Genomic DNA, 18,002 nt, shown 5'->3' on the forward strand with positions numbered 1-18,002 from the left:
TTACCCCGGCAGGACCGTGTAAACGGTCAGATCGTCCGACCTGTCCAGACAGAGCCGCCAAAGCGCATCCGCGCGGTCTTGCCCCAGCAGCGCCGCCGCCTTGGCGCGCACCCTTGTTTCGCGGTCCCCAAGCGACATCGGCGCATTCAGATCAAAGCTGCGGTCATGCGTCCCCCCGGATCGCAGCGAGATCGTCACGCGGGCCTGCGTCTCCTCCAGCGCGGGATCGACCGCCACGGTCACCCGATCACGCAGCGCGACAAGCTCCGGCTGTGCGCACAGCGCGTCGTCATAGCTGTTCAATGCAGCAGTTGAATGGCCAAGCAGCGTCATGGCCGCGACGGTTGTATAGCTGAACTTCGCTCCAAGCCCGGTTGTCGGCGCGGGCTGGTTGCAGACGGTCATCCACCGGTCATGTGTGAGGATGTCGATCCGCTCCACTTCGCCGGCGTCGATCTCCGGCATCAGTGCAAGCGCTTCAAGCGTGGCGTGAAGACCGTGGCAGCAGGCGTGGAACTTGTGGCGGACATCGGTAAACATCCAGTCCTGCCCAAGCCCCGCCAAGGCAGCCCCACCATCCCCCTCACCCGCATGGATCGCGCCAAAGCCCAACGCGCCCTCCAGCGCCAGTGGATTTGGGACAAATCCACGCGCAACCAAGGTTGCGGCCTCCACCCCGTTGGCAGCGGCCAGCCCGGCATTGAACGGCTTGCCCATGGTGCCGAACTGCGCCTTGAGCCCCGACGCGCGCGTCGCGGTCAGGCCCAGCGTTGCCGCGGTCTGGTCCGCATCGAACCCCATCAGGCGCGCGCAGGCTGCAGCCGCCCCGAACGCCCCCGCCGTTGCGGTCTGGTGAAACCCGGTCTGGTAATGCGACCGGCCCAGCCAGACACCCACCCGGATCGACACCTCCATCCCGATCAGTGCCGCCTCCAAAAAGGCCATCGTGTTGGCATTTTCGCGTTCGGCCACGGCAAGGGCGGCGGAAAAGATCGCCACGCTGGGATGGCCGATATGGGCGAAATGGGTATCGTCGTAATCCAGCGCATGGCTTGTTGTGCCATTGCTCAATGCTGCTGCGCGCGCGGGCAGCTTGACGGTAGAGCCAAACACCGACGCCTGCGCCGCGCCGCCTTCGTCAAGCACCATGTCCCGGCAGATCCGCGACACCGGCTCATGGATCCCGGCCAGCCCGACGCTCAGCCAATCCAGCAGGGACAGGCGCAACACCTGCATCGCGTCGGCATCCATTGCGTCGGATGGGGTGTTGGCGGCGAACTCTGCCAGCCTTTGGGTAAATGGGGTCTCTGCGGTCATCATGCGCTCCTCTTGCGGCGCAGAATGACCTGCCCGAGGTCAGGCGTAAAGCTCTGACGCGCGTCGTTCAAAGGCGCGCACGATGCGTTGCATCGCTTCGTAAAAAAACATGCCCGCCGCCCCCTGCAGAATGCGGTTCTTGAATTCGAAATCGACAAAGAACGTCACCTCCACGCCGTCCTCGACATCACGAAATGCCCAGTTCGAATGCATATGCCGGAACGGTCCATCCAGATATTCGGTGTCGATCTTCTTTTGCTCGGGCCACAGCACAACCCGGCTGCCGAATCGTTCCCGGAACACTTTGAAGCTGATCACCAGATCGGCCAGCATTTCCTCGTGGTCACCGCGATCTTCGCGCGACCGGATGCGCGCCGCCGCCGTCCATGGCAAAAACTCTGGGTAATTGGCCACGTCCGCCACCAGCGCGTACATCTGATCTGCGGTGTACGGAAGGGTTCGGGTCTCGGAATGTGTCGGCATCTGCTCGTTTTTTTCGTATTGGGTTTTGATCGTGAAAGTGGCAAAGGATGTCGTATTGCGCGCGCAAAAAATCAAGGAAAACCTATGTCTGAGCGTCCTTATGTCATCGACGAGATGATTTCGGCCAAAGCGATTGCCGCGCGGATCGAAGAATTGTGCAACGCGATACACGAGGAATTCCGCGACACGGACAAGCTGATCGTGGTCGGGTTGCTGCGCGGAAGTTTCGTGTTCATCGCCGATCTGGTGCGCGAACTGGACCTGCCGGTCGAGGTCGATTTCCTTGAAGCCTCGTCCTACGGCGACAGCATGGAATCCAGCCGCGAGGTGCGCATCCTGAAAGACCTGCGCGGCCAGATCGAAGGCCGCGACGTGCTGGTGGTCGAGGATATCGTGGACACGGGCCATACGCTCAAACACGTCACGCGGCTTTTGAAATCGCGCAAACCGGGGCGCATGCGCACCATCGCCCTTCTCGACAAGCCGTCGCGGCGCGAAACCGATGTGGCGGCGGACTGGATCGGGTTCTCGATCCCGGACGAATTCGTGGTCGGCTACGGCATCGATTACGCGCAGCGCAATCGCAACCTGCCTTATATCGGCAAGGTGCGCTTCCCCGACGCCTGATCCCGCTACACACGCCCTGATCCGGACTATCCGCGCCCTTCCAGCGCCGCCGCTTGCGGCTTGACCAGCTTGGCAACCGCATCAATGCACCGCGTGATCCGGTGGCTAGAGGCCAGGTCCCGGTAGCACGCGACCCAGATCGGCACCGCGAAATCCACTTTCGGCGCAGATGGATCGCGTGCGAGGTCGGGATGGCCATCGCCCAGAATGCAGGGCAGGATCACACGATACGATCCCGCGCCGGCAATCTGCGCCAGCGCGCAAAAGCTGTCAGCCGCCGACGCGATATCGGCAGGATCCACCTTGTCATCCATCCACCGTGCGGGGCGCGATTTGGACAACATGCCGTCCAGCCCCAGCCACGCCGCTGGCCCGGTCGCACCCGCCTTGCGATACACCGCAAACCCCATCTGGCCGATCTTTTGCCCCTGCAGGTCCTCTGGCAACGTCAGTGCCGGGCGCACGCAGATATCGGCGTTCAGTTGCGCCATATCCAGATGGGCATTGGATTGCACATAGACCAGTTTGTCCGGCGCAATCCGCCGGGACAAAGACGGAAAGATGCGCGCCAGAATGGTCTGGCAGAGGGAATCGGTGCTGGTCAGCCGCAGCACGGATCCTGTGCCGGACGCGGTGCCGCGCATCAGGTCTTCGACCTTGCGGACATGTTGCGCAGCAGACCGGGCCGCTTCGACCACCTGCGCACGATCGGTGCGCAATTTGTAGCCGGTTGGGCTGCGGTCAAACAGCGGACCGCCGCTGGCCTCTTCAAACGCGGTGATGCGGCGCAGGACGGTGGCATGGTTCACGCCAAGCGCCTTGGCCGCAGCGTTCACGGACCCGGATTCCGCTACCGCGAGCACGTATCGCAAATCGTCCCAGTTCAGCTTGTGCATTAATGTGGACCCCTTTTGCAATTTTTAACAATTTTTTCGTCTTAGGGGCGAGTCATACTACCTTTTGAAGACAACATATTTTCGGGGAGACGAACGTGATGAAACGACATCTGACCTTTGCACTGGCATTCGCGGCTCTGGGCTGCGGCACCGCTGTTTACGCGCAGGAGGACTTTTCCGCGCAACTGAAAGCGCGGCAGGGGCAATTCCGCATCATGGCGATCAATCTTGGCATTCTTGGCGGCATGGCCAAGGGCGAGATCGAGTATAACGCAGAGGCGGCACAGGCTGCGGCGGACACGCTGGTCGCCGTGTCAATGATCCAGCAGGGGCCGATGTGGCCTGAAGGGTCGGACGACATGTCCATTGATGGCACCCGCGCACAGACCACGATCTGGGAAGAAAACGACGACTTCCTGTCCAAATGGATGGATTTCGGCACCGGTGCTGCCGCGATGCAGGCGGCCGCAGGTGGTGGGCAAGCCGCACTTGGCCCGGCGATGGGTCAGATCGGCGGGACGTGCAAAGCCTGCCACGACAAACACCGCGCTCCGGCGAACTAGGCTGTGATGCGGCGTCTTCTGGGGTTTGGTCTGATCGCTGCATCCGCCGTTGCGGCGGCGGGGCTGATCGTGACCCGCGCCGCGCCGGTGGATGCGGCGCGGTTCGATGGGTTGGACGCGGATGCCACACGCGGGGAACAGGTGTTCATCGCGTCCGGATGCGCGTCCTGTCATGCCGCCCCCGACGCCGAGGGAGACGCCAAGCTGATTCTGGCCGGGGGCGAACGGCTGGAGTCGGATTTCGGAACCTTCGTGGTGCCCAACATCTCGACCCATCCCGACGCCGGGATCGGCGACTGGACCCTGGATCATTTCGCGTCCGCCGTGCTGGCGGGCGTGTCCCCGGACGGCGCGCATTACTACCCATCATTTCCCTACGCGTCCTATGCCGCGATGACGGATCAGGACGTGGTGGACCTGTGGGGCTACATGCAAACCCTGCCGGCGGACGCCACACCCAGTGCGGAACACGAAATGGGCTTTCCGTTTAACATCCGGCGGTCAGTTGGCGTCTGGAAACAGCTTTATCTCGATGACAGTTGGGTGGTGACGGACGTGGCCACCCCCGAGATCGAGCGCGGACGCTATCTGGTCGAGGTGCTCGGCCATTGCGGCGAATGCCACACACCGCGCACCGCGCTGGGTGGGATGGATACGTCCCGCTGGCTGGCAGGCGCGCCAAACCCCTCGGGCAAAGGCCGCATCCCGTCGCTTGCGCCGGGCGACTTCGATTGGGCCGCCACGGACATCGCCTATTATCTGGAAACCGGATTTACCCCCGATTTCGACAGCGCCGGAGGCCATATGGCGGCTGTTGTGACAAACTTTGCCCAGCTGCCCGCAAGCGACCGGGCCGCTGTTGCCGCTTACATCATAGCGCTGCCCTAGGCTCAGGCGCCGGCCTTGGCCAGCTTGGCTTCGCGGTTGGCCCGCAGGCGCGCGAAATCGTCACCCGCGTGATAGGACGACCGGGTCAGCGGCGTTGCCGACACCATCAGGAACCCCTTGCCGAATGCGGCTTTCTCGTAACCTGCGAACTCTTCAGGCGTGACGAACCGATCCACCGCATGGTGCTTGGGCGTCGGCTGAAGGTATTGGCCAATGGTCAGGAAATCCACGTCTGCGGCGCGCATGTCATCCATGACCTGTCCGACAGATTGGCGATCTTCGCCCAATCCAACCATGATTCCGGATTTGGTAAAGATCGACGGGTCGATCTCTTTCACCCGCTGCAACAGCCGCAGCGAATGGAAATAGCGCGCGCCGGGGCGCACTTGCGGGTAGAGGCCCGGCACGGTTTCAAGGTTGTGGTTGAACACATCCGGACGCGCCGCCACGACCACTTCCAACGCTTCGGGACCGCATTTCAGGAAATCCGGTGTGAGAATCTCGATCGTCGTGTCCGGCGCACGATGCCGGATCGCGCGGATGGTCTGGGCAAAATGCTCGGCCCCGCCATCGGCCAGATCATCGCGGTCCACAGAGGTGATGACCACATGGTTCAGGCCCAGCTTTTGCACCGCATCGGCGACACGTCCCGGCTCAAACGCATCCAGCGTGTCGGGACGGCCCGTGGCGATGTTGCAGAAGGTGCAGCCCCGCGTGCAGATATCGCCCATAATCATCATGGTCGCGTGACCCTGTGACCAGCATTCGCCCGCGTTGGGACAGCCCGCTTCCTCGCAGACCGTGACCAGCTTGTTTTCGCGCATGATCTCGCGCGTTTTGTTATAGCCTTCGCCCGTGGGCGCTTTTACGCGGATCCAGCTTGGCTTTTTCGGCTGCGCATTGTCCGGGCGATGGGCTTTCTCCGGATGGCGCTGTTCGGGTATCTTGAGGTCACGCAACGGTTTTTCCCCGCAAAGTCCATTTTGGTATACAATAGCATAAGTCTTAGCAGGAGGTAGTACCAGTGTTGCATAGCTGCATTGCAGCTTTCAAATTCCCATCGGTAACGAGTACCTCCTGCACCCTCAAATCAAGACGTTAGCGGGTGTCGCGGCCCGGTTCTGTTGCGGCGATCTGTCCGGGCCCAGCCGCGCCCTACCCGATCAGCGCGGCCTTGGCGGCACGGTTTTTCGCATAAAACAGGCTCAGCCGTTGCAACGCGATGCGCAGCACCACCTTGCCGGACCGGGCCGACCATCCAAGGCGCTTTTCCGTCGCCTCAAGCCCTTCGCGCAGACAACAGCAGCGCAGCACAACATCGCTCAGACCCGGCCCAAGATCCTTGATCGCATCCAGCGTGCGCTCAATCGCTTCGCCACGGCGGATGTTGTGGTCCTGCCGGGCCTTGGCATAGTGCCGGTCCAGCGCCTCGGGGCTGTCCCACCCCAGCAAATCGGCCTGTTGAAACTCCGCCACCGCGTAATCCTCATGCAACCGGTCCCCGGCGGTCACAAAATCCTGCGGCAGAAATGGCTGGCCATCCGGCCCTTTGCGACGCGACAAGGCGACCATCGGGCTTTCGAAACCGGGGCCATTCGACAGGCTCCGGTTGCGCATCCGCCGATCCGGCAGCGCGGCGTCCAAACCATCGGCAGCGGCAGCCCCCTGCTGGGTGGCCCGGCATTCCCGCGCGGCCATCAAGGCGGGCAATTGCCGCCGCCCTTCCTTGGTCACCCGGTAGCGTTTGACCGTCGTGCCGCCCTCCTCGGCAACCCAGTCGCGCAGGATAAACGCCGCGGCCAGCCCGGTGTCCAGCGTGCTGACAACACGCGTGTCGCCTTCGCCCTGTATCCGGACAATCGCGGGCTGTGGCAGGTTTTGGTTGTAGAGCAGCAGCGATCCCGGCTGGCTCAGATGGCGCAACGCCTCGCAGGCCGCATCCAGCGCCGCAGGTGTGACATCCGGCGTGTCGGACACCGGCTCCATTTCGGAAAACGCCTGATCCAGCAACGGATCATCCCGCATCGCTTCTAGTTTGCGCACCTGGCGCATCACGGTCGAGGCATGGCACCCTTCCAGCCGGGCAATCTCGCGGATCGCTTTGCCTTCGGAAACATGCGCCAGATACCGGCGCGCGGCCTCTGGCAAAAGTGCATCAAACGCATCCCGCGTCTTTACGTGTCGCAGTTCAGTCATCGAAGTCCCCCATAGAACGTCTGTTAGAATTATCCCCAGGTTTATCCACAGACGATGCAACCTAAGAGTGTATTTGTTTCTGATTTGTTAACTTTCGGCAGTGGAATAGGTTTTGTTTCCAAACCGTAAACAATTGGAAACCCCACCGTTCGGTGCTCCCCGCCTCAGGCAACACATCTTTAGGTTGTGCAATGGTTCTGCCGACTCGCGGCGAAACACGCCGTCCACGGAAGGGGAATTCTCAATGCAAGATCTACTGACCCAGCTTTCACATCTGCGCCGGCCACGGCTGCTTATTCGGGCCGCGCGCATCGCTTCGCAAGACTACCGGCGCGCGACCCGTCTGCCGCGTTTGCTGGGCTATGGAACAAATCTCAAAACCGGGCCCGCGCTTATGAAGCTGATGTCTTTGGAAAGCGCGATGAACGACAAACGCGAAAGCGGCGACGCCTCTTACAGCATCGCCGCCCATGTCGATCTCCTGACCGCGATCATGGGCGAATCCCAACTGCTCAAAGCGCAGTCAGCGGATCGGCCCGCGCCGCGCCTTACATGAAAGCGTCCGGCATCGACGCTTTCTTCTGGGTGACATAATCGGTCAGCGCCTCGTCAATCGCCGGATCAAGCGGCGGCTGGCGGTAATTGTCGATCAGGTACTGCACCCGTTCGGTGGCCAATGCCATCGTGTCGCGCGCGCCCTCTTCCGACCATGTCTCGTAGGGTTTGAAATCCGACACTTCGGACCGCCAGAACGCCGACTTGAAATTGGCCTGCGTGTGCGCACAGCCTAGATAGTGACCGCCCGGCCCCACTTCGGCAATCGCATCCATCGCCAGCGTATCTTGATCCACCGTGACGCCCTGCGCCATCTTGTGCAGTGCCCCAAGCTGGTCGGCATCCATGACGAATTTCTCGAAGGACGACACCAAACCGCCCTCAAGCCATCCACAGGCATGCAGCATGAAGTTCACGCCGGACAACAGCCCCATGTTCAGGCTGTTGGCTGTCTCGTATGCCGCCTGCGCATCTGGCAGTTTGGACCCGGTAAAGCTGCCGGCTGACCGGAACGGCAGCCCCAGTCGCCGCGCCAACTGCCCGGCCCCGTAGGTCACCTGGCTGGCCTCGGGCGTGCCGAAGGTCGGCGCGCCAGAGTTCATGTCGATGGAGGTCACAAACGCCCCGAAGATCACCGGCGCGCCCGGACGGATCAACTGGCTATAGGCGATGCCCGCCATCACCTCGGCCAGCACCTGCACCAAAGTGCCTGCAACAGACACCGGGGCCATAGCCCCACCCACGATGAACGGGCTGATGATGCAGCCCTGATTGTTCTGCGCATAAACTTCCAACGCGCCCATCATCACGTCGTCGAATGTCATCGGCGAATTGATGTTGATGAGCGATGTCATCACCGTGTTGTCCTGCACGAACTCTTTGCCGAACAGGATCTCGCACATCTCGACGCTGTCCTGCGCGCGGCTCGGTTCCGTGACCGACCCCATGAACGGCTTGTCGCTTAGCGTCATATGCGCCTTAAGCATGTCCAGATGGCGCTTGTTGACGGGAATATCCGTGGGTTCACACACGGTGCCGCCGGAATGGTGCAACCATTTCGACATGTAGCCCAGCTTCACGAACTTCTCGAAATCCGCCATCGTCGCATAGCGACGACCCCCTGCTGCATCATGCACAAACGGCGGGCCGTAGACCGGTGCCAGCACAAGGTTCCGCCCGCCAATTTCGACGGTGCGGTCCGGGTTGCGCGCATGCTGGGTAAAGGACGACGGTGCCGTGCTGCACAGCTTGCGGGCCAATCCCTTGGGGATACGCACACGTTCGCCGTTGATGTCCGCACCCGCGTCGCGCCAGCGCTCCAGCGCTGCGGGGTTGTTCACGAAGGCAACGCCGATCTCTTCCAGAACGGTCTCCGCATGGGCTTCGATCGTTTCCAGCGCCTCTTCGTTCAGAATCTCGAAGTTCGGGATCTTGCGTTCGATGAACTTTGCCGTCTCAACCGAAACCGCCGAACGCTCTGCACGCCGGGCTGCGCCACCGCCACCACGGGCGCGTCTGCGGGTTGCTGCTTCTGCCATGAAGGACCTCCAAACACGTTGCATCGGTGCCGCCCCGGCCCCGCTTGGCCCCTGCTTAATATGAGATCGACATGCGTCAGGGACGAATTGCGTCCCATGCGTTGCGAAAGCGACATTCAGGCGGCCAAGGCCCCGTTCCGGAACCCTTTGCAGCCGGTCTGCGTTTCCCTTCATAGCAAGTGCAGGAGAACCCGATGCGATACGCCCCGAAAAAAACCTTTGCCATGATCACCGTCCTGCTGACCGGGCTGGCGGTTGCCCTGGCCGGATTTTCCGGGCTGGTGATCCCCTTCGGCATCTCGATTGTGCTGTGTTTCCTGGTCTGGATCGTCGGCGCATGGATCGTGCACGTGACCTTCGACACCGCATAACGACAGCGGCGGGTCCCCGGTCCAAGGCGCAAGAGGGAATATTGCCATTTACCATCGCTCTGCCTATCAGGAGCCATGAGCACCACAGAACATGACCGCCTTCTTATCATCGACTTTGGCAGCCAGGTCACGCAGCTGATTGCGCGCCGGTTGCGAGAGTTGAATGTCTACTGCGAAATCCATCCCTACCAGAACGTCACGGATGCGTTTCTGAGCGCCTTTACGCCCAAAGCCATCATCTTTTCCGGCGGGCCGGACAGCGTGATGCGTGACGGCTCTCCGCGTCCGCCCAAGTCGGCCTACACGCTGGGCGTGCCGATCCTCGGCATCTGCTACGGTCAGCAGGTCATGATGCATGATCTGGGCGGCACAGTGGAAGCGGGCGAACACGCCACGGCCGAATTTGGCCGCGCCTATGTCACCCCAACAGATGCCCGCGATGATCTGTTGTCCGGCTGGTTCATGGATGGCTCGGGCCGCGAACAGGTCTGGATGAGCCACGGCGACCATGTCTCTGAAATCGCACCGGGATTCGAAGTTCTGGGCACCTCCCCCGGCGCGCCCTTTGCGATCACCGCCGACCGGACCCGGCATTTCTACGCGGTGCAGTTCCACCCCGAGGTCCACCACACGCCGAACGGCAAGACATTGTATCAGAACTTCGTGCAGCTTGCCGGGTTCAAGGGCGACTGGACCATGGACGCCTACCGCGAACAGGCCATCGCAAAGATCAAGGATCAGGTGGGCGACAAAAAGGTCATCTGCGCCCTGTCCGGTGGTGTCGACAGTTCCGTTGCCGCCGCCCTGCTGCACGAGGCGATTGGCGACCAGCTCACCTGCGTCTTCGTCGACCACGGCTTGCTGCGTCTGAACGAGGCCGAGGAAGTCGTGGCCATGTTCCGCGACCACATGAACCTGCAGGTCATCCATGCGCAGGAACAGGAGTTGTTCCTTGGCGAACTGGAGGGCCAAAGCGACCCCGAAACCAAGCGCAAAATCATCGGGCGCCTCTTCATCGACGTTTTCCAGAAATACGCCAACGAAATCGAAGGCGCAGAGTTTCTGGCCCAAGGCACGCTCTACCCGGACGTGATCGAATCCGTCTCGTTCAGTGGCGGACCATCGGTCACCATCAAAAGCCACCACAATGTCGGCGGCTTGCCCGAAAAGATGGGCCTCAAACTGGTCGAACCGCTGCGCGAGCTTTTCAAGGACGAAGTCCGCGCGCTCGGGCACGAACTGGGCCTGCCTGCCAGCTTCATCGGACGCCATCCCTTCCCCGGCCCCGGTCTGGCCATCCGCTGCCCCGGTGAAATCACCCGCGAAAAGCTGGAGATCCTGCGCAAGGCCGATGCGGTCTATATCGACCAGATCCGCAAACACGGTCTCTATGACGACATCTGGCAGGCCTTCGTGGCCATCCTGCCGGTCCGCACCGTCGGCGTCATGGGCGACGGGCGCACCTACGATTACGCCTGCGCCCTGCGCGCGGTGACATCGGTGGACGGGATGACCGCCGATTACTATCCCTTCAGCCACGAATTCCTTGGCGAAACCGCAACGCGGATCATCAACGAGGTCAAGGGCATCAACCGCGTAACCTATGACATCACCAGCAAACCTCCGGGAACGATTGAATGGGAATAAGGGCGACGCTCATCGCAGCATGCTGTGCGACCCCGGTGTTGGCAGAACCCTCGTACCACCGCGTCGTTGGCGTGGCGGCGGGCGACACGCTCAACATTCGGACCGCGCCGTCCGCCAGCGGTGACGATATCGGCGATCTGGCCTTTGACGCCACCGCGATCGAGGTGACCGGGTTCAATGACGCCGGCACCTGGGCGCGGATCAGCACGGGTGAGCAGGATGGATGGGTGTCGACCCGGTTCCTGCAACCCGACACCGTCCCGACATTTCCACAAACATCGGTCCCGCACAGTCTGATCTGCAGCGGCACCGAACCGTTCTGGGCGTTGGGCCTCTATGGACGCGACGCGCGCTATTCGCATCCCACGGATGGCGACATTGATTTCACCTTCGACAGCGCCAACGTCGCCGAAGGCCGGCTGGGCAGTCCCGCCCTGATCACCGTTGCCAATGACCGCAACCAGGTGATCGAAGCCACCATCACCGGGGCCTCTTGCAGCGACGGGATGAGCGACCGCACCTATGGCTGGTCCGTCACCCTGCAGATGATCGGGCCGGGACAGCGCCGCTTTCTCGACGGGTGTTGCAGCCTGCCGCGCGACTGAGCGCTCAGCCTCAACTCATTTTTAACCAGTATTAACAACGCGTTACTTTGCACAATGAATAGGCAGCGTTACCCGTGGGTAACCGCCCGACCCGCAACGCCTCTTGCACCTCGCACTCGGTCATGACCTAACCCCCGTATGAGCGAAACCGTCAAAGCCTGTCTCTGGATGATCGGGGCCATCGTGTCCTTCACGTCAATGGCCATCGCCGGGCGCGCGGTGAGCCTTGATCTCGATACGTTCGAAATCATGATGTATCGCAGCTTCATCGGTGTGGTGATTGTCGTCAGCATCGCCGCGATGCTCGGCAAATTGTCCGAAGTCCGCACAGGCAAGCCGGGTCTGCATTTCATCCGCAACATCAGCCATTTTGCCGGTCAAAACCTGTGGTTCTATTCCATCACGGTGATCCCGCTGGCGCAGGTCTTCGCGCTGGAATTCACCTCGCCGCTCTGGGTGATGCTGCTGGCCCCGTTTATCCTCGGCGAACGCCTGACACGGTCGCAGGCGATTGCCGCCGTGATCGGGTTCTTCGGAATCCTCGTGGTCACCCGACCCAGCCCCGACACGTTTGAACTCGGCCTCCTCACCGCCGCACTGGCCGCGATCGGCTTTGCCGGATCAGCCGTGTTCACCCGCAAACTGACGCGCACCGACAGCATCACCTGCATCCTGTTTTACCTCACCGTGATGCAGGCCGGCCTTGGCCTCGCCTGTGCCGGGTTTGACGGCGACATCGCTCTGCCGACCAGTGCAAACCTTCCCTGGGTGGTGGTGATCGCCGTCGCCGGGCTGGTCGCGCATTTCTGCCTGACCACCGCCCTGTCGCTGGCCCCGGCCACCATTGTCATGCCGATTGACTTCACCCGCCTTCCGGTGATCGCCGTGGTGGGCATGCTGCTTTATGCAGAACCGCTGGACCCGTTTGTGTTCATGGGGGCCGTGCTGATTTTCGGAGCAAATTACTACAACATCTGGTCAAGCACCCGCTCGTAACAATTTTGTGACGCTGCGGCAGAACCCTCAGGGTGACGCTGGGTCAAAATTGACCAAATATTGAGCGGTTCGCTACCCATTCGGGCAAGGTTACATAAAACCCAAGGGATGAGGGTCCTCATGAGATATGCAATGACAAGCGCAATCGCGCTGACACTCGCGGCTGGTGCCGCGCAGGCGGGCGGAATCGAACGCTCGAACAACGATTACGGTTTTCTGTTCACACCAAACGACCGGGTCCAACTCAGCTTCTCGCACGTCTCGCCCGACGTGTCCGGCACCTACACGCCGGAACTGAGCGCGGCTGGTGGCGAAAGCAAGACCGGCAATATGGCGAACAGCTATACCAATTACGGCTTTGCCTACAAAAACGACTTCAATGAAAAACTGACCTTTGGTCTCTATATCAACAACCCCTACGGCGCGGCGTCTGAATACACGCAAGGCATCTATTCCGGGCTTGTCGCCGATTGGGACAGCGATCAGGTCGCGGTTGTCGGCAAGTACCGCGTGACAGACCGCGTGTCGGTCTTTGCCGGTGCGCGCTACGTCGAAAGCAACGCCGACATCACGATCCCGGATCTTCTGGTGCGCAGCCGCGTGGGCACGAACGCCCAGGGCTTGGGCGCACAGGCGCAATCGCTTGGCGCGCAGGCACAAGAGCTTGGCGCACAGGCCGCAGCCGCCGGCGCTGCCGGTGATCTCGCCCGCGCACAGGAACTGGGCGCACAGGCGCAGGCCCTTGGTGCCGAAGCGCAGGCGCTTGGCGCACGCGCCCAGTCGCTCGGTGCCGCCGCGCAGGATTTCGGCACGTCCATGGAATACAACGCCACCGGCAAACGGGTTGGCGACTGGGGTGCGATCCTTGGCGTCGCGTATGAGATCCCGGACATCGCGCTGCGCGTCGCCCTGTCCTGGCAGAGCGAGATTGAACACACGTTCTCAACCAGCGAATCCATTGCGGGCCTCGGCATCGACGCCGATGACGGCGACACCAAGGTGAAGATGCCGCAAAGCGTGGCCCTTGATTTCCAGACCGGCGTCGCGCCGGGCACTCTGGTCTTTGGTCAGGTCAAGTGGACCGAATGGTCGAAATGGGAAGTCCGCACACCGGAATACGAAAACGTCACCGGGGTTGAAGTCACCGGCTTCGAAGACGACCGCGTGACCTGGACATTGGGTGTCGGCCGCCAGTTCAGCGAAGAGCTGTCCGGTTTCGCACAGGTGAAATACGAGGCCCAGAACGGCAACACCGTGTCGCGCCTGTCGCCACGGGATGGCTTTGTCAGCCTTGGCGTTGGTGGTCAGTACAAGATGGACAACATGACCCTGCGCGGCGGGATCGAATACGCATGGGTCGGCGAAGCCGAAGACGCCTCTGGCGTGAAATTCGAAGACAACAGCGCCTTGGGTGTGGGTGTGTCTTTGACGGTCGACTTCTAAGCCACTTCCATCGACCAGACATTCCAATCCCGCCAGAGCGTTTCTGGCGGGATTTTTTGTGCCTTCCGCAGGAATCGGGTCGCATGTGACCGAACCACAGGGCTAGACCGCTGACATGACACAGCAAACGACCCTCACCACCCGCGCGTGGATCGAACTGACGCTGCTTGCCCTGATCTGGGGCGGATCGTTTCTGGCCATTCGCACGGCACTTGATGAAATCGGGCCATTGACCTCGGTGCTGCATCGCACCTTCTGGGCGATGCTGGTGCTTTGGGCCATCGTTCTTGCGACCCGCCTGCCCCTGCCCCGCAGCCCCCGCCTTTGGGGGGCGTTTCTGGTGATGGGCCTGCTCAACAATGTCATTCCCTTCAGCCTGATGGCCTGGGGGCAGTTGTACGTGCCCACTGGGCTCACCTCGATCTTCAACGCCGCCAGCGCGATCTTTGGCATTGTTGTTGCGGCGCTGGTGTTTGCAGATGAACGGATCACGCCGCGCAAGGCGTTCGGCGTTGGGCTGGGGTTTCTGGGCGTCTGCGTCGCCATCGGGCTGGACGCGCTCCGGCAGTTCGACACCACGTCGCTGGCGCAACTGGCCATCGTGGCGGGCACGGTGTCCTATGCCTTTGCAAGTGCCTGGGCGCGCAAAACGCTGAGCGGCGTGCCACCGCTGGTTGCCGCTGCGGGCATGCTGACCGGGTCTAGCCTGATCATGATCCCGTTTGCGGTTTCGGTCGAAGGCGTTCCGTCCTTCGATCTGGACGCGCGCACATGGACGGCGATTGCCTATTACGCGATTTTTGCCACGGCTTTGGCCTACCTGCTGTATTACCGCGTCCTTGCCATGGCGGGCAGCGGTAATCTGATGTTGGTCACACTGCTGATCCCCCCGGTGGCGATCACCCTTGGTGCACTGGTGCGGGACGAGGCGCTGCATCCCGGCGAATACCTTGGCTTTGTGCTGCTTGCGCTGGGACTGACCATCATTGATGGCCGTCTCTGGCGGCGCAGGGCGACAACCGTTTGACGCCCCAGCCCTGCGTCGCTAATCCCAGACGGCACGGGTATTCGGGATGCGGCGACATGATCTATTCCTCAGGAGATGACTGGCGATCGGCCAAGCACAAGCGCGTGGTGCTGTTTGCCATGTCCGGACTTGGCAAAACGCACCTGTCCAACATGCTGCGCGACACGGGTAACTGGTTTCACTATTCCATCGATTACCGCATCGGCACCCGCTACATGGGCGAATACATTGCCGATAATGCCAAGCGCGAGGCGATGAAGGTTCCATTCCTCCGTGATCTGTTGATGTCCGACTCGATCTATATCGGCTCGAACTTAACATTTGATAACCTCGCCCCGGTGGCCGCCTATCTGGGCAAACCCGGAGATCCGGCGCGGGGCGGTGTACTGATTGACGAATATCGCAAGCGGCAAGAGCAGTTCCGCCGCGCCGAAATGGCGGCACTGCTGGACACCGGCTATTTCATTGATCGCGCGATGGATCTGTATGGCTACCCGCATTTCGTTTGCGACACGGGCGGATCCATCTGCGAATGGGTGGATGCCGACAATCCCGATGATCCGATCCTCAAAGCCTTGTCGGACCAGGCGCTTATGGTCTGGATCAAGGGTGACGAAGCACACACCCAAGAACTGATCCGCCGGTTCGACAAAGCGCCGAAGCCGATGGCGTATCAGCCCGAATTCCTGACCCGGGTCTGGGACCAATATCTGAATGAAAACAACGCACAGCCTGAAGATGTTGATCCCGATACCTTCATCCGTTGGACCTATGCCCAAGCCTTGGCCCACCGCCAGCCGCGCTATGCCGCGATGGCGGACAGGTGGGGCATCACAATCGACGCCAACGCCCTTGCAGACGCCCGCGATGCACATACGTTCGACGCTCTGATCGCCGAAGCTTTAGACAAACGGACCACCTGATGCCCATCAAACTGCCTGACAACCTGCCCGCCTATAACGTGCTCAAGCGCGAAGGCGTGATGGTGATCCCGGATGAGCTGGCCAGCCAACAGGATATCCGCCCGCTGCGCATTGCGCTGCTGAACCTGATGCCGAAAAAGATCCAGACCGAGAACCAGTTCGCGCGTCTGATCGGGGCCACGCCGCTGCAGATCGAATTCAACCTGATCCGCATGACAGAGCACCAGACCAAGACCACAGCGGCCGACCATATGGAGAGCTTCTATCGCCCGTTCGCGGAAATCGCAGACAGCGGAGAGAAGTTTGACGGGCTGATCATCACCGGTGCGCCTATCGAACATTTGCCATTCGAAGAAGTGACTTACTGGGATGAGTTAAAGCAAGTGATGAACTGGACCCAGACCCATGTGCATTCCACATTCGGCGTGTGCTGGGGCGGTATGGCGATGATCAACCATTTCCACGGCGTGCCCAAGATTGACCTGCCGAAGAAAGCGTTTGGATGTATCCGGCACAAGAACCTTGCGCCCGCATCCCCGTACCTGCGCGGGTTTTCCGACGACATGGTCATGCCGGTCAGCCGCTGGACCGAACTGCGCCGCGAGGACATCCAGAACGCGGGCCTGCCGATCCTGATCGACAGCGCGGAAACCGGGCCATGCCTTGTGGAAGACCCCGATCACCGGTCGCTCTATGTGTTCAATCACTTCGAATATGACAGCGGCACGCTCAAGGATGAATATGACCGCGACGTGGCCAATGGCACGCCGATCAATGTGCCTGCAAATTACTATCCCGATGACGATCCCTCGCAGCCGCCGCAGAACCGCTGGCGCAGCCATGCGCATCTGCTCTATGGCAACTGGGTGTCCGAGATCTATCTAACGACTCCATTCGACATGGAACTGATCGGCGCAGCCAAAACGGACCTGCGCAATTCGTAGGAGGCCGGTTTGGCATTGAAAACAATTGGTTGGCTGCTGGGTTTGACGGCTGTGGTGACGCTCACCACGTCCTGCACCGCGACATACCGTGAAACCGAAGCGAAAAAGCAGTTTCCCCCTGTGGGCGATTTCGTGACCGTGAACGGCACGCGCGTGCATTACGTGACCGAAGGATCCGGCCCCGATGTGGTGCTGATCCACGGGGCGTCGGGCAACCTGCGTGACTTCACCTTCTCGCTGGTGGGAAAGCTGTCGGATCGCTACCGCGTCACTGCGTTCGACCGTCCGGGCCTGGGCTATACCGAGCGCGTGAACCCGAACGGGACGTCGATCACCGAGCAGGCCAACCTGCTGGCCGACGCCGCAGCACAGCTTGGGATCGAGTCTCCCATCGTCATGGGGCAATCCTATGGGGGCGCCGTGGCGCTGGCCTGGGCCGTGGAGCGACCTGACGCACTGTCGGCGCTCGTCCTGACCGCAGCAGCGTCAAACCCCTGGACCACGGGTCTGAGCACGTTTTATCAGGTCACATCGAGCCAGATCGGCAGCGCAACCGTGGTTCCGGCCATCACCGCCTTTACCCCCACAAGCGTGGTGGATCAGGCCATTGAGGGCGTGTTTGCACCGCAATCAGCCCCCGAAGGCTATGCGGAACACATCGGTGCGCCACTGACCCTGCGCCGCGTGTCGATGCGCGCCAATGCGATGCAGCGGGCCAACCTTCTGGACGAGATCGAAGCGCTGCACACCCGGTATGGTGAGATCAATGTGCCGACGGAAATCCTGCACGGTGATGCGGACACGACCGTTGGCCTGTCGATCCATTCTATCCCGCTGTCCAAGCAGATCGAAGGGGCGAACCTGACCGTGCTGGAGGGCATTGGCCACATGCCCCACCATTCCGCCGAACCCGACGTCATTGCCGCAATTGACCGGGCTGCAGCGCGCGCAGGTTTGCGTTAATCGGATTAACATCCCATATT

Annotated in this window: 19 protein-coding genes; 13 read left to right on the top strand and 6 right to left on the bottom strand. The window is 61.3% G+C overall.

What is annotated here, in order from left to right:
* Window positions 1–1,317 carry an MmgE/PrpD family protein gene (locus MWU54_RS01150; protein WP_247080204.1) on the bottom strand — a complete coding sequence of 439 codons (1,317 nt, stop codon included), beginning with the start codon at window positions 1,315–1,317 and terminating at the stop codon, window positions 1–3.
* A gap of 39 nt (window positions 1,318–1,356) precedes the next feature.
* Complete coding sequence (locus tag MWU54_RS01155) at window positions 1,357–1,800, bottom strand: type II toxin-antitoxin system RatA family toxin (RefSeq protein WP_247080205.1); 444 nt, start codon at window positions 1,798–1,800, stop codon at window positions 1,357–1,359.
* Between the two features lie 84 nt (window positions 1,801–1,884).
* Between MWU54_RS01155 and hpt the strand changes: the two genes are divergently transcribed.
* A complete protein-coding gene (hpt, locus tag MWU54_RS01160) occupies window positions 1,885–2,427 on the top strand; it encodes a hypoxanthine phosphoribosyltransferase (RefSeq protein WP_247080206.1) in 543 nt (180 codons plus the stop codon).
* 26 nt (window positions 2,428–2,453) lie between these two features.
* Here hpt and MWU54_RS01165 read toward each other — a convergent pair whose 3' ends face one another.
* Window positions 2,454–3,323, bottom strand: coding sequence for a LysR family transcriptional regulator (locus MWU54_RS01165; RefSeq protein ID WP_247080207.1), 870 nt, complete (start codon window positions 3,321–3,323; stop codon window positions 2,454–2,456).
* A 98-nt stretch (window positions 3,324–3,421) separates the two neighbouring features.
* Between MWU54_RS01165 and MWU54_RS01170 the strand changes: the two genes are divergently transcribed.
* Together MWU54_RS01170 and MWU54_RS01175 are read left to right on the top strand one after the other, a co-directional pair.
* Window positions 3,422–3,886, top strand: coding sequence for a cytochrome c (locus tag MWU54_RS01170; RefSeq protein WP_247080208.1), 465 nt, complete (start codon window positions 3,422–3,424; stop codon window positions 3,884–3,886).
* Between the two features lie 6 nt (window positions 3,887–3,892).
* Window positions 3,893–4,774 (top strand): cytochrome c, encoded by an 882-nt coding sequence (locus MWU54_RS01175; RefSeq protein WP_247080209.1) that lies wholly within the window; start codon window positions 3,893–3,895, stop codon window positions 4,772–4,774.
* Window positions 4,775–4,776: 2 nt separating this feature from the next.
* On the opposite strand, the gene lipA is transcribed toward MWU54_RS01175, so the two are convergent.
* Both lipA and MWU54_RS01185 read right to left on the bottom strand, forming a co-directional pair.
* Entirely contained in the window at window positions 4,777–5,733 is a 957-nt protein-coding gene (gene lipA, locus MWU54_RS01180; protein WP_247080210.1) for a lipoyl synthase, read from the bottom strand.
* A 196-nt stretch (window positions 5,734–5,929) separates the two neighbouring features.
* Complete coding sequence (locus tag MWU54_RS01185) at window positions 5,930–6,970, bottom strand: DUF6456 domain-containing protein (RefSeq protein ID WP_247080211.1); 1,041 nt, start codon at window positions 6,968–6,970, stop codon at window positions 5,930–5,932.
* A 244-nt stretch (window positions 6,971–7,214) separates the two neighbouring features.
* Between MWU54_RS01185 and MWU54_RS01190 the strand changes: the two genes are divergently transcribed.
* On the top strand, window positions 7,215–7,526 hold the full coding sequence (locus tag MWU54_RS01190) for a DUF6477 family protein (protein WP_247080212.1): 312 nt from the start codon (window positions 7,215–7,217) through the stop codon (window positions 7,524–7,526).
* Here MWU54_RS01190 and MWU54_RS01195 read toward each other — a convergent pair.
* The gene (locus tag MWU54_RS01195; protein WP_247080213.1) at window positions 7,519–9,063 is read right to left on the bottom strand and encodes a trimethylamine methyltransferase family protein; all 1,545 of its coding nucleotides are present in this window, start codon (window positions 9,061–9,063) and stop codon (window positions 7,519–7,521) included. The genes MWU54_RS01190 and MWU54_RS01195 overlap by 8 nt on opposite strands.
* 194 nt (window positions 9,064–9,257) lie before the next feature.
* Between MWU54_RS01195 and MWU54_RS01200 the strand changes: the two genes are divergently transcribed.
* The 9 genes from MWU54_RS01200 to MWU54_RS01240 all read left to right on the top strand — a co-directional run bounded on the left by MWU54_RS01200 (window position 9,258) and on the right by MWU54_RS01240 (window position 17,982).
* Window positions 9,258–9,434, top strand: coding sequence for a hypothetical protein (locus MWU54_RS01200; protein ID WP_247080214.1), 177 nt, complete (start codon window positions 9,258–9,260; stop codon window positions 9,432–9,434).
* A gap of 75 nt (window positions 9,435–9,509) precedes the next feature.
* Entirely contained in the window at window positions 9,510–11,081 is a 1,572-nt protein-coding gene (gene guaA / locus MWU54_RS01205; protein ID WP_247080215.1) for a glutamine-hydrolyzing GMP synthase, read from the top strand.
* Complete coding sequence (locus MWU54_RS01210) at window positions 11,072–11,686, top strand: SH3 domain-containing protein (RefSeq protein WP_247080216.1); 615 nt, start codon at window positions 11,072–11,074, stop codon at window positions 11,684–11,686. The genes guaA and MWU54_RS01210 overlap by 10 nt, the downstream gene beginning before the upstream one ends.
* 138 nt (window positions 11,687–11,824) lie before the next feature.
* Window positions 11,825–12,682: a DMT family transporter gene (locus MWU54_RS01215; protein ID WP_247080217.1), complete on the top strand. Its 858-nt coding sequence runs from the start codon at window positions 11,825–11,827 to the stop codon at window positions 12,680–12,682.
* Window positions 12,683–12,814: 132 nt separating this feature from the next.
* Window positions 12,815–14,125: an outer membrane protein transport protein gene (locus MWU54_RS01220; protein ID WP_247080218.1), complete on the top strand. Its 1,311-nt coding sequence runs from the start codon at window positions 12,815–12,817 to the stop codon at window positions 14,123–14,125.
* A gap of 115 nt (window positions 14,126–14,240) precedes the next feature.
* Window positions 14,241–15,152, top strand: coding sequence for a DMT family transporter (locus MWU54_RS01225; protein WP_247080219.1), 912 nt, complete (start codon window positions 14,241–14,243; stop codon window positions 15,150–15,152).
* 56 nt (window positions 15,153–15,208) lie between these two features.
* Window positions 15,209–16,075, top strand: coding sequence for an ATPase (locus tag MWU54_RS01230; protein WP_247080220.1), 867 nt, complete (start codon window positions 15,209–15,211; stop codon window positions 16,073–16,075).
* Entirely contained in the window at window positions 16,075–17,019 is a 945-nt protein-coding gene (gene metA, locus MWU54_RS01235) for a homoserine O-succinyltransferase (RefSeq protein ID WP_247080221.1), read from the top strand. Before MWU54_RS01230 ends, metA begins: the two co-directional genes overlap by 1 nt.
* 9 nt (window positions 17,020–17,028) lie before the next feature.
* Entirely contained in the window at window positions 17,029–17,982 is a 954-nt protein-coding gene (locus MWU54_RS01240) for an alpha/beta hydrolase (RefSeq protein WP_247080222.1), read from the top strand.
* Window positions 17,983–18,002 lie beyond the last annotated feature (20 nt).

The organism is Marivita sp. S6314 (assembly GCF_023015985.1).
Taxonomy (GTDB): domain Bacteria; phylum Pseudomonadota; class Alphaproteobacteria; order Rhodobacterales; family Rhodobacteraceae; genus Marivita.